Consider the following 13915-nt stretch of genomic DNA (forward strand, 5'->3'; position numbering starts at 1 on the left):
ATTTATATTGAAAGGAAAGGTGTTAAAACTTTATTTGGTGAGCTCCTTTAGGCTCTCTTCCGAAACATTCAACAAACCTACTTTTGGAAGTCGCTTCGTGAGCTCCCGCCAATTTCCATCTGCCTCATAAATTGTTTGCAGCATTTCTGAAGCACCCTCCACTTGGCTTCCATTTGCCAATGTAATTGCCGTCCAATACTGCATTTCCAGATTTTCCGGAAACATTTTCATGGCAGCGTTATACTCATTCATTGCGCTTTCCATTTCATTCCTTTCAACATATAAATCTCCTTGGTTCATATGCTCGTAAGCTCGAAATACTTTTAAAAGCCTATCGATTTCCATTATCGGATTTTCCGAATCATCAACCCGCAAATCCAAAACTTTATCATTCCACGGTTCCGAAGAAGCTTTCGCAGCATAAACCAGCAACGCAGCGGATTGTTTTCCGCGGATATCGCCTCCCGCATTTTCCGCAGCTTGCAGTACTGCAACCATTCTTTCTGCTAATGGCATCCCAGAATTATCGTTCCACGTTTTTTCCATTGCCGGCACAACTTTATCATTTAACATCATATTTGCCTGTACCGAAAAATTATCTCCGTTGGCGTGGCCAGCAAAGTCAATACAACTTTGGCCCGTATGTGTTGCCACCCTGCCCTGTTTATCCAAAATTGCCACTTGACGGAAATCGCGGCCTTCATCGTCACTTAGCAAAATATCCATTGCTTCCTGCGGCGATTTTCCCTGTTTCAGCAAGGCGAGGCCGCGGAGGCCGAATGATTTATTGGTGAATGATTGCGTAGCCACAACGCCAACCCCAGCTTCTCCCCAAGAAACTGCTGTTCCCACACTAAACCAATGGCTCTGTACCGCCACGGCCATTTCGCCTGTTTTGGCATCGCGCGCAACAATGGAATAAGTGTGCGCTAATGGATCATTTGGTTTTTGGGATTGGGACATAATTTGAAAAGTTGTGAATATTCCTATTAAAAAAAGGATTGGCTTCATAAGTAATTGTTTTATCCACTAAAGATAGAATTAATTTTAGCGGAATATAGCAATGTAAATTTTCATAAAACAAAAAACCCTGCAAATGCAGGGTTTTTTAAAATGTAAAATATAATTTATCCTTTAATGCTAGCCTTCAAATATTCGCGATTCATTCGGGCGATGTTTTCAAGTGAAATACCTTTTGGACACTCAATTTCGCAGGCGCCGGTGTTACTACAGTTTCCGAAACCTTCTTTGTCCATTTGAGCTACCATATTTAAAACTCGTTCTGTAGCCTCGATTCTTCCCTGGGGAAGCAAGGCAAATTGGCTAACCTTCGCGGAAGTGAACAACATTGCGCTAGCATTTTTGCACGCTGCCACGCACGCGCCGCATCCAATACATGTTGCGGAATTGAAAGATTCATCGGCATCATGTTTGTTTACGGGAATCGCGTTTGCATCAATCGTATTTCCGGAAGTATTCACCGAAATAAACCCACCCGCTTGCTGAATTCTATCAAAAGAACTTCTGTCAACAACCAAATCCTTTATTACCGGAAATGCCTTCGCACGGAATGGCTCAATAACAATGGTGTCGCCATCGTTGAACATTCGCATATGTAATTGACATGTTGTGATTAGTCTATCGGGGCCGTGAGGTTCACCGTTGATTTGCAGTGAGCAAGTACCGCAAATTCCCTCGCGGCAATCGTGGTCAAAAACTACGGGTTCCTCGCCTTTGTTTATTAAACCTTCGTTCAATACGTCAAGCATTTCCAAGAAAGACATATCTCCCTCTACTCCCTCAAGTGGATAGGTTTTAAATTCTCCCTTTGCTTTGCTATCTTTCTGTCTCCAGATTTTAAGTGTTAACTTCATTATTTAAAAGTTACTTAGTTATTGTGTTACTGAGTTATTCAGTTATTTTTATTCCTGCAAATAATTATTGAATCTTCGCAGTTTGTAAATATTTAATATATCCATTCAAAATTAACAATGTTCTATCATGGATTTTTCTTAATTCATTTAACAGCTCTTCAGAAATATACTTTTCATCAAAAGCTATTATTCCATGATCCAACGTTTCATTCAAAGATCCTCTCGCCATTCTACAGAACTGAATATTTTCTTGAAAATGAAATCTTCCAAATCCTTCTGCAATGTTATTTCCTACAGACCTTGAGGCTCTCCTTATCTGGGATGCCAAAGCAAATTTTTCAATCACTGGCAATTTTGAAATTATTTCATTCGCTACAAAGTTTCTAAGTACTCGGGCTTGTTTCCAGCATTCCAATTCTTCAAAAGACTGAAAACTTCCCATAATCGCTTAAATAATAACCAATAACTCAGTAACCCAATAACTTATTTATAACTCCTCGATTTAACCTCAATATTCTCATACTCCAATTCTTCCTTGTGAAGTATCGAATTTCCGGGATCTCCGGTGTATTCCCATGCAGCTACGTACATAAAGTTTTCATCGTCGCGTAACGCTTCCCCTTCCTCGGTTTGGTATTCCTCACGGAAATGGCCACCGCAACTTTCGTTTCTGTGAAGTGCATCTTTTGCAAACAATTCACCCAATTCAAGGAAATCTGCAACGCGCGTTGCTTTTTCAAGCTCTGCGTTCATTTCGTACATTGTGCCGGGAATTTTTACGTCTTTCCAAAATTCTTCGCGAAGCGCTTTTATTTCTGACATTGCCGATTTTAAATCCTCGGCATTACGCGCCATACCGCATTTGTCCCACATTATATGTCCCAATTTTTTGTGGAAATAATCTACGGAATGCTTCCCGTTATTGTTCACTAATTTCTCCAAAAGTTGGCGGACGTTGTTCTCGGCTTCGTCAAATTCTTTTGAATCCGTTGGAATTTTCCCTGTTTTGATGTCTTTTGAAAGATAATCACCGATAGTGTATGGCAATACGAAATACCCATCTGCCAACCCTTGCATCAATGCCGAAGCCCCCAAACGGTTGGCGCCGTGGTCACTGAAATTGGCTTCTCCCGTAACGTAACACCCCGGAATTGTGGACTCCAAATTATAATCCACCCAAACACCGCCCATAGTGTAATGAACCGCGGGGTAAATCATCATCGGGGTTTCGTATGGATTTTCATCCACAATTTTTTCATACATCTGGAACAGGTTTCCGTATTTGTTTTCGATTACCTGTGTCCCCAATTTTTTTATTTCTTCAGCACTCGGATTGTGATTTCCGTGAATTGCCGCCTGTTCTTTTCCATAGCGCTGTATTGCCGAAGCAAAATCCAAGTACACGGCTTGGCCTGTTTTATTCACTCCAAAACCGGCATCGCATCTTTCCTTTGCGGCACGAGAGGCCACATCACGCGGAACCAGATTTCCGTAGGATGGATACCTTCTTTCCAAATAGTAATCACGCTCGTCCGCCGAAAGGTCGTTCGGTTTTTTCTTTCCATTCCGAATTGCCTCCGCATCTTCCTTTTTCTTCGGAACCCAAATTCTTCCATCGTTTCTTAGCGATTCAGACATCAAAGTCAATTTACTTTGGTGATCGCCGGAAACGGGAATACAGGTTGGGTGAATCTGTGTGTAGCAAGGATTTGCAAAATATGCGCCTCTTTTATGAATTTTCCATGACGCGGTAACGTTGCTTCCCATAGCGTTTGTGGAAAGGAAGAAAACATTTCCATAACCGCCCGAAGCAATAACCACGGCGTGTGCGGAATGTCTTTCCAATTTTCCGGTAACCATATCGCGGGCAATAATTCCTCTTGCTTTTCCGTCAACGATTACCAAATCCAACATTTCGTGGCGGTTGTAAGGGGTTATTTTTCCACGGTTAATCTGTCGATTCATTGCGGAATATGCACCTAAAAGCAATTGTTGCCCCGTTTGTCCCTTTGCATAAAATGTACGCGAAACCAAAACCCCACCAAAAGAACGGTTATCCAAATAACCGCCGTATTCCCGGGCAAAGGGAACGCCCTGCGCCACGCATTGATCTATAATATTTGCGGAAACCTCAGCGAGACGGTACACATTCGCTTCGCGCGAACGATAATCGCCACCTTTTATGGTATCGTAAAATAATCTGTAGTTTGAATCGCCATCGCCTTGGTAGTTTTTCGCGGCGTTGATACCTCCCTGCGCGGCAATGGAGTGCGCGCGGCGTGGAGAATCTTGATAACAAAAAGTTTTTACGTTGTAACCTAACTCGGCAAGGGTTGCGGCGGCACTTCCGCCGGCAAGGCCCGTACCCACCATAATAACATCAATGTTACGTTTGTTGGCCGGGTTAACGAGGTTAATCTCGTTTTTATGTTTTGTCCACTTATCGGCTAAGGGTCCTTTTGGGATTTTGGAATCTAATTTCGACATCGCTTTTTCTTTTAGTGGATTTGATTAAAGTGAAGGTAAATCGCAATAAAAATAAATCCGAGCGGGATGAATATTGCGTAGAATTGGGTAAAGGCCCGCAACCCTCTTGAATATTTGTTGCTCCAGCCCATACTTTGAAATGACGAGGAAAAGCCGTGCCAAAGATGAAGCGCTAACAATACGAAGGATAGGCAATACAAGCCGGTGCGAATTGGGCTCGCAAACTTGTGAACCAATTCTGGATAATATCGAACAGTATCCGTAGGGTTGCTCTCAATGTACTTGTACATTATTTCCGGAAACCAAAAATCGTAAAAGTGAAGGCCCAAAAAGGCTAAAATCACCGCGCCGCTAATAATCATATTTCTGGAAGCCCAAGTTGAATTTCTATTGCCTTTGAACGACTTGTATTTAATCTGCCGCGCATTGTTGTTTTTTATTTCAAGATAAATTCCCATCACAAAATGGAATAATACCCCAAAAATCAAAATAGGTTGAAAAATAAATTGAACAATAGGATTGCCTCCCATAAAGTCGGACCAGGCATTGAACGTATCGGGACCAAAAACCGCAGAGAAATTTATAATAAAATGCTGCGTAAGAAATACAATAAGAAACAAGCCGGAAAGTGCCATAGCAACTTTTCGTGCAATTGTAGAGGATAATATTGCCATTATGGTTTTATTTCAAGAATAGTGATACAAAAATACGTTTCAACCAGCTTGTTGCCAAACATTCTTGGTTGTTTGAAATCTATTTAGAATTGATTTAAATACATCGCATTATTTTACTTCCAATTCAGAAATTGCCGCCTTTCCGTTCGCCGAAACTTTCACTATATATTTTCCTTTTGGAAGGTAAAATTTTCCGTTTTCTGCTTGCTTCACCTTAACATCATTTTTCTCCAAAAGCTTGCTTGATTTTTCTGAAATAGAAAGATCGTACTCAACGGTATTAACTCCTTTTTCAGCATCAACAGTGATTTGGTGCAATTCCTTTCCATCTTCAGAATTAATAGTAATTATAGCTTTTTCAATTTGTGGGACGTAAAACTGGAATGTTGTTTTCGGTTCGTTCACTTCGCCCCATGTGCTCCATTTGCTGCCCCAACGCTGTGAAAAATTCACCGTATCCATTTCTGCGAGCACTACTTCTTTCATCGTATGGGCAGTTAGTTTTTGAAGCAGGGAAATGTCCGCCACGTAAATTGATCTGCCGTGCGTGCCTAAAACCAAATCTTTGGCTTCCGGCTGGATCACCAAATCGTGCACGGCTACATTGGGCAATTCCTTCGAAAAAACTTCCCAACTTTCCCCTTTATTAAAGGAAATATATGCGCCGTTATCAGTTCCCAAATAGAGCAGATATTCATTTACGAGATCTTCCTTTATAACATTTACGGGCGAGGCTGATAAATTGCTGCTAATATCTTTCCAAGTTGCGCCATAATTTTCGCTCACAAATACATAGGGTTTAAAATCATCCCAACGATAACCGTTCAACGTAACGTAAACACGTTCTTTTTTATGGGAAGAAGCAATCACGCGGCTCACCCAAAGATCTTTTGGGAAGCCGTCCGAAATCTTTGTCCAATTTCCACCTGCATTTTTTGAAACATACACCAAACCATCATCGCTTCCGGTATATAACAATCCAAACTGAAAGGGCGACTCACTAATGGCCGACAGTGATCCATAAGCCACATTGCCCGGCTTTCCGCCCTGCGTTAAATCTTCGGAAATGGCTGTCCAATCATTGCCTTGGTTCATACTTCGCATCAATTTATTTCCCCCCAAATACAGAATATCCTGATTGTGCGAACTCAACAAAATTGGCGTTTGCCAGTTGAAACGGTATGGACTTTCGCCCAATTCGTGTTTGGGTTGAATATAGACTTGTTCATCCGTGTTTCTATTTAAACGATAATAATTCCCAAATTGAAAGCCCGTGTAAACAACATTGCTATTTCGGTTGTCAATTTGGACTTGCATGCCGTCGCCGCCAAAAAGATTTTCGTACCCATATTTCCCTTCCTGCAGCCAGCCGGGGCTAGCCACATAATCATGCGGCCCGACCCAAACCCCATTGTCCTGCAAGCCACCGTACACATTGTAATTTTTAGCATTATCTACGTTAATTGCATAGAATTGCCCAACTGCGGGTGCGTTATTTTTTATCCACGTTTTGCCATCGTCGTAACTAATGTTTACGCCGCCGTCGTTGCCATCAATTAAGTGGCCGGGCATTTTGGGATTTATCCAGAGCGCGTGGTGATCTACGTGCACATTATCAGCATCAATGCTTTCAAAGGTTTTTCCGCCATCAGCAGATTTTAAAATGGGCACTCCGTAAATGTAAATTTTATTGGCATCATTCGGATCCACGTGAATTTTTCCGAAGTAATAACCGTAGGAATAATACAAATCATCCAAAAATCCTTCGTGGGTTTTTTTCCATGATTTGCCGCCATCGGTGCTTTTATAAACCTCGGCGCCTATAACGGGCGTATCGAAAAGGGCGCTGTTTGCATCCTCTAAATATTTCGCCAAATCTTCAGGTTTTACGGTGCCAACACGAATTAATTGTTTCACATTTTGAGCGCGATACTTTTCCTGAAATCCATTGGTTTTTAAAAATTCGTTTAACTTTTTATCCTCCAAAGCAAGAAATGTGGCCACATCCATTTTTTTGAAATCGTCTTTGCTCAACCCATCTGACTTCTGTTTATTTGTATCCTTTTTTCTGTGGAATTGGTTGTCAACAATAAGATAAACCGTATTGTCATCAACCACAGCAGTGCCCATTCTGCCCATTCCCTTTCCTATTGGCAAACCACTGTTTTCAGTTGAAATTTTTTCCCAAGTACTGCCGGCGTCGGTGCTTTTGTAAATTCCGCTTCCTTCCCCACTGCCTTCAAAATGCCAAGCTTTTCGGTCCTTGTCCCAAGCGGCGGCGTACATTGTATCGAAATTTTTAGGGTTGCTTGAAATTTCAATAATGCCAGTTTGGTTGTTTATAAACAATGTTTTGCTCCAAGTTTTTCCGCCATCGGTAGTTTTAAAAACGCCCCTTTCATCATTTGTGGAATACAAATGCCCAACCGCGCCAACAATTACTTCGTCCGGATTTGCCGGATTTATAAGAATACTGCTAATGTGATGACTATCGGTAAGCCCTACAATTTGCCAGGTTTTCCCTTGGTCGTCGCTTTTCAGTAAACCAATTCCTGAATACGAAGAACGGGAGGCATTTACTTCTCCCGTACCCACCCAAATAGTTCCGTTTTTCCAGTCTACCGCCACACAACCCACATTTTGCGTTAGGCTGCTGTCCATTACTGGCGTGAAAGATGTGCCATTATTTTTTGTGTGCCAAAGTCCGCCGCTGGCGTAGCCCACATAAAATTCCGTTGGGTTGTTTGGGTTTACGGCAAAATCTACCACGCGACCGCTCATTATGGTTGGACCAATGTTTTTGAAAGCCAAATTTTTTACTGTGGAATTTTGCGTCAACTCAATTTTTTGCTGAAGGCCGGTTTGTACGGCAATAGAAGAAGTGGCGGGTTGTTGAGAAAAGGCCACTGCGGAAACAAGCCAGAGGGCGGAAAGAAAAAGTTTATTCATCTAATAAGTTTTAAAAATTGAAGGTAGGTAAATGAGATGGGGTTTGCAATTTCATTTTGGGATTTGGGATTCGGGATTCAAAATATGGAATTTGGAATTTGAAAATTCCGTATAAGCATATCCAAAAAAGTTATATGGGACGTGATTTGCTAGAATAAAAAATTTATATTTGGCACCTTCCCGTATTGAATTACTGACTGTTACGGTTTTCTATAATGGGAAAATTTTGCTTTAAATATATTTGAATCATTGAATAATTTGTGTGCATTTTCAGTATGGCAGAAAAAAAAATAAAAAAAAGCTTATCATTTTTGTGCGCCTTAATGACAATGCGTTGTACATAAAAATTAAAGTACATTAACCTGAAGCATCTGCAATTATTATTTTAGATTTAACCGTATATCGTTTTGTTTTCGATGTGATTGGTTATTATTTGGCGGCAAAATTAGCCCCAAGCATTCAATAAACCACATTATAAGAATGGCATTATCGGTAAAGTTTTGAATATTTTAGGAAGTGCAATTTGGGAGAAAAACTTCACCTTAAAAATCAAAAATAATGGCAAAAATAAAATTGACAGATCAGGAATTGGTAACAAAACATATTGAGAGATTGCCAAAAGAAATTCAGCCAGCTATCGAGTATCTGCGACAATTAATGTTATCTATTGATAAAAATATTGCTGAACAAATAAAATGGAATGCGCCAGCATTTCACTACATTGGGAAAATGAAATCCTTTGACCCAAAGGAATATAAGCAAGATATTTTGGTAATGAATTTGCGAAAAAACAAAATAATGTGTGTGCTACCTACGGGCGCAACGTTGACAAAGAACACTAACATTTTGGAAGGCGATTATACGGATGGCAGACGACTTATTACTTTCAAGGATTTGGCCGACATAAAGGCGAAAGAAAATGACCTGAAAAAAGTAATCAAAGAATGGTTGAGTTTGGTAGAAAAATAAAATAAAGAAATGAAACACAGGCATAACGAAAACACTACATTGATTCTCAAACAAGGAGAAGGCAGAACATACAACTGTGGAACGATGACCGCCATTTTTAAAGCTGATGAAAGTGAGACAGCAAATAAATACAGTATTTCAGAGTGGTGGCTTGAGCCAAATTCGGGCGGGCCAGGGGCGCATCAACATGAAGAAAATGACGAGGTGTTTTACGGACTTGAAGGCACAACTTCCATACTCGTTGAAGATAAGTGGATAGACGTAGAAAAAGGAGCTTTTTTAAGAATTCCGGCCAAGACCATTCACGATTTCGCTAATAGAACAAATGAAAAATCAGGGTTACTTAATTTTTTTATTCCAGGCGGTTTTGAGAGAAATATGCCTTCAATTGTAATATGGTTTGAAGAAAACAAAGAAGATATACGGAATCATGGAGTAAACAAGGATGGACAGTAATTGAAATGAATATAATCCATAATACCATAAGTTGAAAAAATATTGAGAATTTAAATATTAAATAAAAAATCCTTTACAAATGTTTACTCTAACTCAAATAAAATCCGCCCACAACAAAGTAAAATCAGGCGCCGACTTTCCTGCCTATATCCAAGAACTTAAAAAACTTGGGATTACCTCTTATGAAACCTTTGTTGCCGATGGACACACGGTTTATTATGGCGCCAATGACCATACAGCAATCTCAGCATCCAAATATGAGACGTTACAGATTTCGGAAACTTCGTATAAAGAAAAGTTTATAACCGACCTAAAAGCTCACCAAGCTGCCAAAACCGATTATCCTACTTTCTGTAGCGATGCAGCCAAAGCGGGCGTCGAGAAATGGGCGGTGTACATGGAGGCTATGACTTGTACTTATTTTGATGGGGATGGGGAGGTGATGTTGGTTGAGCAGATTCCGCAATAATCTAGATTTATTGTTTTGTTTTGTTTTGTGGTTTGTGGTTTGTGGTTTGTGGTTTGTGGTTGTTTATTAAAATTAAAAAAGCGGTCCGGGTTTTACGCTGCAACCGCTTTAAATTAGTATAAAGTAGGCGGATTTCTAACCTTTTATAAGCTTTATAGTTCTACTGTAGTTGTTGGAGGATAGTTTACAGAAGTAAATTCCCGGTGCCTGTTGCGATAAATTTAAATTGAAACTGTTTTTGCCAATTGAAATTTCATCTACTTTAAAAGCTTTCACACTTCTTCCCAAAATATCAAATACCTCAACGGAAACTGGGTTTGCAACTTCGGCGTAAAACAGCACGGTAGTGGATTCCTTAAAAGGATTGGGATAGCTCAGGCCATCCATATTTGAATCAAAAACCAAATCGCTTACGCTGAGGGTTCTTTCCAAAGTTCTATCAATGCAATCAAAACCATCAATGCCATTAGGGTTATAAATGCTGAAGCCTTCGCTTTGGGTAAGTGTCCAAATATTTCCGAAGGAATCCACTGCTATATCCTCCACCTGTTTATGGGCGAGCGGGGAACTTCCATCCATAAAGGTAGTAAAGGTGTTGCCCGTGCCATCAAAATAAGAGAAGCCTCCGTAATAGGGAAAATTGAAAGTGTTGTGGGCACTTATATAAATATTATTGGCGGTATCAAAATCTATTGCAGTTACATAATTGGCCGCAATGTTGCTGTTGCTTTCGTTCCAATTGGTCCAGGTGGTGCCGTCAAATCTATATAAACCTGAGGTGGAGCTTCCCAGCCACATATTATCATTGGCATCAAATTTTATACAGTTCACGTGCTCAATCCCCTGTGGTGCCAAATCTATCGCAGTCCAGGTTCCATTGTCATAAACATCCAAACCTTGGTAATGGCCCACATACATTTTTCCATCGGGGCCGCGACCCAAAGCGGTGGCATTGCCCGTTAAGCCATTGCCATTGGCCCATCGCGTCCAGGAATTTGCGGTTTTATCATACATAAACACACTGCCATTATAAATCCTTATAAAAACTTTGTCGGTGGAAGTTGCCACTACTTCTTCCGCAGACTGAAAACTTGGGTGCGAATTTTCTATATGCCAAATGATCCACGAGGCATAATCCTTATAATTGCCATCGGGGATTTGGATTGCGTACCCCGAAGTGCCATCATATGTAAACCAAATATCGCCGTCGGCATCTTCGGTTATTGAAGTTCCAATAGTAGTTTGATATAACGGTTGGGGATTGGGAAATAAACCTCCATTATCTGGACCATAAACCTCCCAATTTGGGCAATCAAAAACCTGGATGCCGCCGTTGCCATTGGCAAACCACCGTCGGCCTTGGCTATCAATAAATATATCATCATTAAAATTAGTAGGCAGTCCGGTATTGTTTTGGGTATAACGAATCCAGCCTGTGCCGTCGTTCTTGGCAACCACACCATAGCCAGAGATCCAATAAGTACCGTTGGCATCTATGTAAGAATCATAAATATTTAAACTCATATATTCCGAAGTCCATGTGCTGCCATCAAATAGCAATACCCGAGAACCATTACCTTCCGCAATAATCACCTGATCGCCGTGAAGCGCCAAGGAGCGCGCTTGTACCCCGGAAATAGGCCAATCACTCTCATTAATCTGCGTCCAAGCGCTACCGTCAAAAATATCTACCGCATTGCCTACCAAAGCCCAAACCCTGTTTTGGTTATCTATGGCCACTTCCCACACATTATCGTCGGAAAGACCGCTATTGGCACTGGTATAATGTTGCCAATTGGTACCGTCAAAAGAAATTAACCCAATATCGAAAGCAATCCATTTCACATCATTGGCATCAACAGCAATATCCCTCAATTCAGCGCCCGCTGGCAGGCCCGAAGTGTTGGATGTGAAATAATTCCAAACAGTTCCGTCAAAATAGCCTACGCCTCCCAAAGATGGATCGCTGTTGGTGTTCACGGTCCAGACACTATTGCCGGCACCTATTGCAACACTTTCAACAACCGGAGTTAAAAAAGGAGTATTGCTCATGTTATAGTGGGTCCATATAAGGCCATCGCCGGAAGTAGTGATGCCCGCCTCGGAGCCCACCCAAATAATACCTGTGCTGTCAAAAGCGATGTCGTAAATCAACCCGTTGGGCAAATATTCTTCCGAATACGTGGACCAATTGGTGTAAATGGTGTCTGTGGCAATGCGCACGAGGCTTCCCTCAGATGAAGATTCATAGCCACCGGTCCAAATGTTGCCAAAGGCATCACCTTGTACGACATAATGAAGGGACCCACCAATGCCGGTATTTTCCCTGCGCAGATACTCCCAATTGGGGTCCTGAGCGAAGATTTGTAAAGTACAGGAGAGTAAAATTAGACTGAGAAGTAGTTTTGTTTTCATAGTAAATCTTTTTAAGAACAACAATCGGTGTATAGAAAACCCTATCTAATTTACCAATTTTTTATTTCACTATAAGTTCGTTATGTGTCTAATTTTGCGCTCAATTAAATTCATTTTATTCGTTACGGATACTTATTCTAATTTGGAAATAAGTAATTTTGGGGAAATTCAGAATAGAATGAAATGAAATTGGCCATCCAGAATTCTTTTGGAAAGTTCTGTGGCGAAATTCCATTTTACAATTAAATCAAATAAATACCACAAATGAAATACGATCAAATAAACAGCAAACTCTTTATAAAAAACCGCAAAAACTTTATGGCACAGATGAAGCCGAAAAGTGTTGCGGTCTTTAACAGCAATGATATCTATCCCATTAGCGCCGATAGCACAATGCCCTTTCAGCAGGCTCGTGATATTTTCTATTTAAGTGGGGCCGATCAAGAAGAGACCATTTTGGTGCTTTTCCCAGATGCGCCAAATAAGGAGCATCGCGAAATGCTCTTTGTACGCGAAACCAATGATCACATTGCCGTGTGGGAAGGCGAAAAGCTAACCAAAGAAAAAGCCACCGAAGTGAGCGGGATAAAATCCATTTTCTGGCTGAAGGAATTCGACAAGATTTTTTTTGAGGTAATGACACAGGCCGAACGCATTTATTTCAACACCAACGAGCATTACCGCCAAAGTGTGGAAACGGAAACCCGTGAGGATCGTTTCATTAAAACCACTAAAGAAAAATTTCCCGCACACAGTTGGGAGCGCAGTAACCCTATTTTGCAACGCTTGCGTTCCGTAAAGGATAAAATTGAAATAGATTTAATTCAAACTGCCTGCGATATTACAGAGAAAGGTTTTAGAAGAATTCTGGATTTCGTAAAACCCGGAGTATGGGAATACGAAATTGAAGCTGAATTTATGCACGAATTCCTAAGAAACCGTTCGCGCGGATTTGCATATACCCCAATTGTAGGTAGCGGCAACAATGCCAACGTACTTCACTATATTGTGAACAACCAACAATGCAAAAAAGGCGATCTTTTGCTTTTGGATGTAGGTGCGGAATATGCAAATTATTCAAGCGATATGACTCGAACCATTCCCGTTAGCGGAAAATTCAGCAAACGCCAGCGCGAAGTGTATAATGCAGTAAAGAAGGTAAAAGATGATGCTACAAAAATGCTGGTTCCCGGAAATTACTGGAAAGAATATCACGAAGAAGTGGGCAATTTAATGACAAAAGCTCTTCTTGATTTAAAACTTTTGGACAAAGCAGATGTAAAAAACCAAGACCCAAATTGGCCAGCATATAAAAAATATTTTATGCACGGCACCAGCCATCACATGGGGTTAGATACGCACGATTACGGAATTCTTTGGGAAAAGATGACCGAAAATATGGTATTCACGGTTGAACCTGGAATCTATATTCCGGCTGAAGGTTTCGGTGTGCGTTTGGAAGACGATGTTGTAATTCAGAAAAAAGGGGAGCCATTTAATTTAATGCGAAATATTCCTATTGAGGCGGAGGAAATCGAGGAAATAATGAATAAATAGAATTAAGAGCCAAGAACCACAACATTTAGAATTAACCTTTCAAGTTTGAGAAATCTGCCAGGTCT

Annotated in this window: 11 protein-coding genes; 4 read left to right on the forward strand and 7 right to left on the reverse strand. The window is 40.8% G+C overall.

The genetic code is table 11. The features are described 5' to 3' along the window. Positions 1 to 30 precede the first annotated feature (30 nt). The 6 genes from QRD02_RS00680 to QRD02_RS00705 all read right to left on the reverse strand — a co-directional run bounded on the left by QRD02_RS00680 (position 31) and on the right by QRD02_RS00705 (position 7984). The gene (locus QRD02_RS00680) at positions 31 to 1011 is read right to left on the reverse strand and encodes a DUF1028 domain-containing protein (RefSeq protein ID WP_290252969.1); all 981 of its coding nucleotides are present in this window, start codon (positions 1009 to 1011) and stop codon (positions 31 to 33) included. A gap of 116 nt (positions 1012 to 1127) precedes the next feature. Continuing rightward, complete coding sequence (locus tag QRD02_RS00685; RefSeq protein WP_290252970.1) at positions 1128 to 1874, reverse strand: succinate dehydrogenase/fumarate reductase iron-sulfur subunit; 747 nt, start codon at positions 1872 to 1874, stop codon at positions 1128 to 1130. Positions 1875 to 1938: 64 nt separating this feature from the next. Then, positions 1939 to 2316, reverse strand: a complete 378-nt coding sequence (locus QRD02_RS00690) for a four helix bundle protein (protein WP_290252971.1) — start codon at positions 2314 to 2316, stop codon at positions 1939 to 1941. A 41-nt stretch (positions 2317 to 2357) separates the two neighbouring features. After that, positions 2358 to 4361, reverse strand: a complete 2004-nt coding sequence (locus QRD02_RS00695; RefSeq protein ID WP_290252972.1) for a fumarate reductase/succinate dehydrogenase flavoprotein subunit — start codon at positions 4359 to 4361, stop codon at positions 2358 to 2360. Positions 4362 to 4372: 11 nt separating this feature from the next. Continuing rightward, the gene (locus tag QRD02_RS00700) at positions 4373 to 5035 is read right to left on the reverse strand and encodes a succinate dehydrogenase cytochrome b subunit (protein WP_290252973.1); all 663 of its coding nucleotides are present in this window, start codon (positions 5033 to 5035) and stop codon (positions 4373 to 4375) included. A 108-nt stretch (positions 5036 to 5143) separates the two neighbouring features. Continuing rightward, a complete protein-coding gene (locus QRD02_RS00705) occupies positions 5144 to 7984 on the reverse strand; it encodes a WD40/YVTN/BNR-like repeat-containing protein (RefSeq protein ID WP_290252974.1) in 2841 nt (946 codons plus the stop codon). Positions 7985 to 8542: 558 nt separating this feature from the next. Between QRD02_RS00705 and QRD02_RS00710 the strand changes: the two genes are divergently transcribed. The 3 genes from QRD02_RS00710 to QRD02_RS00720 all read left to right on the forward strand — a co-directional run bounded on the left by QRD02_RS00710 (position 8543) and on the right by QRD02_RS00720 (position 9878). Beyond that, entirely contained in the window at positions 8543 to 8953 is a 411-nt protein-coding gene (locus QRD02_RS00710; RefSeq protein WP_290252975.1) for a DUF1801 domain-containing protein, read from the forward strand. Between the two features lie 9 nt (positions 8954 to 8962). Continuing rightward, a complete protein-coding gene (locus tag QRD02_RS00715; protein ID WP_290252976.1) occupies positions 8963 to 9409 on the forward strand; it encodes a cupin domain-containing protein in 447 nt (148 codons plus the stop codon). Between the two features lie 79 nt (positions 9410 to 9488). Then, a complete protein-coding gene (locus QRD02_RS00720) occupies positions 9489 to 9878 on the forward strand; it encodes a DUF1398 domain-containing protein (RefSeq protein ID WP_290252977.1) in 390 nt (129 codons plus the stop codon). A 135-nt stretch (positions 9879 to 10013) separates the two neighbouring features. On the opposite strand, the gene QRD02_RS00725 is transcribed toward QRD02_RS00720, so the two are convergent. Beyond that, a complete protein-coding gene (locus QRD02_RS00725) occupies positions 10014 to 12293 on the reverse strand; it encodes a two-component regulator propeller domain-containing protein (protein WP_290252978.1) in 2280 nt (759 codons plus the stop codon). Between the two features lie 264 nt (positions 12294 to 12557). On the opposite strand from QRD02_RS00725, the gene QRD02_RS00730 reads away from it, so the two are divergent. After that, complete coding sequence (locus QRD02_RS00730; RefSeq protein WP_290252979.1) at positions 12558 to 13850, forward strand: aminopeptidase P family protein; 1293 nt, start codon at positions 12558 to 12560, stop codon at positions 13848 to 13850. The last annotated feature ends 65 nt before the right edge of the window (positions 13851 to 13915 follow it).

The organism is Aequorivita aurantiaca (assembly GCF_030410135.1).
In the GTDB taxonomy this organism is placed as follows: Bacteria; Bacteroidota; Bacteroidia; order Flavobacteriales; family Flavobacteriaceae; genus Aequorivita; species Aequorivita aurantiaca.

What these genes read in the sequence shown, in the direction of transcription:
- QRD02_RS00680 (WP_290252969.1), bottom strand. Translation starts at nt 1,011, where the DNA reads ATGAAGCCAATCCTTTTTTTAATAGGAATATTCACAACTTTTCAAATT.
- QRD02_RS00685 (WP_290252970.1), bottom strand. Translation starts at nt 1,874, where the DNA reads ATGAAGTTAACACTTAAAATCTGGAGACAGAAAGATAGCAAAGCAAAG.
- QRD02_RS00690 (WP_290252971.1), bottom strand. Translation starts at nt 2,316, where the DNA reads ATGGGAAGTTTTCAGTCTTTTGAAGAATTGGAATGCTGGAAACAAGCC.
- QRD02_RS00695 (WP_290252972.1), bottom strand. Translation starts at nt 4,361, where the DNA reads ATGTCGAAATTAGATTCCAAAATCCCAAAAGGACCCTTAGCCGATAAG.
- QRD02_RS00700 (WP_290252973.1), bottom strand. Translation starts at nt 5,035, where the DNA reads ATGGCAATATTATCCTCTACAATTGCACGAAAAGTTGCTATGGCACTT.
- QRD02_RS00705 (WP_290252974.1), bottom strand. Translation starts at nt 7,984, where the DNA reads ATGAATAAACTTTTTCTTTCCGCCCTCTGGCTTGTTTCCGCAGTGGCC.
- QRD02_RS00710 (WP_290252975.1), top strand. Translation starts at nt 8,543, where the DNA reads ATGGCAAAAATAAAATTGACAGATCAGGAATTGGTAACAAAACATATT.
- QRD02_RS00715 (WP_290252976.1), top strand. Translation starts at nt 8,963, where the DNA reads ATGAAACACAGGCATAACGAAAACACTACATTGATTCTCAAACAAGGA.
- QRD02_RS00720 (WP_290252977.1), top strand. Translation starts at nt 9,489, where the DNA reads ATGTTTACTCTAACTCAAATAAAATCCGCCCACAACAAAGTAAAATCA.
- QRD02_RS00725 (WP_290252978.1), bottom strand. Translation starts at nt 12,293, where the DNA reads ATGAAAACAAAACTACTTCTCAGTCTAATTTTACTCTCCTGTACTTTA.
- QRD02_RS00730 (WP_290252979.1), top strand. Translation starts at nt 12,558, where the DNA reads ATGAAATACGATCAAATAAACAGCAAACTCTTTATAAAAAACCGCAAA.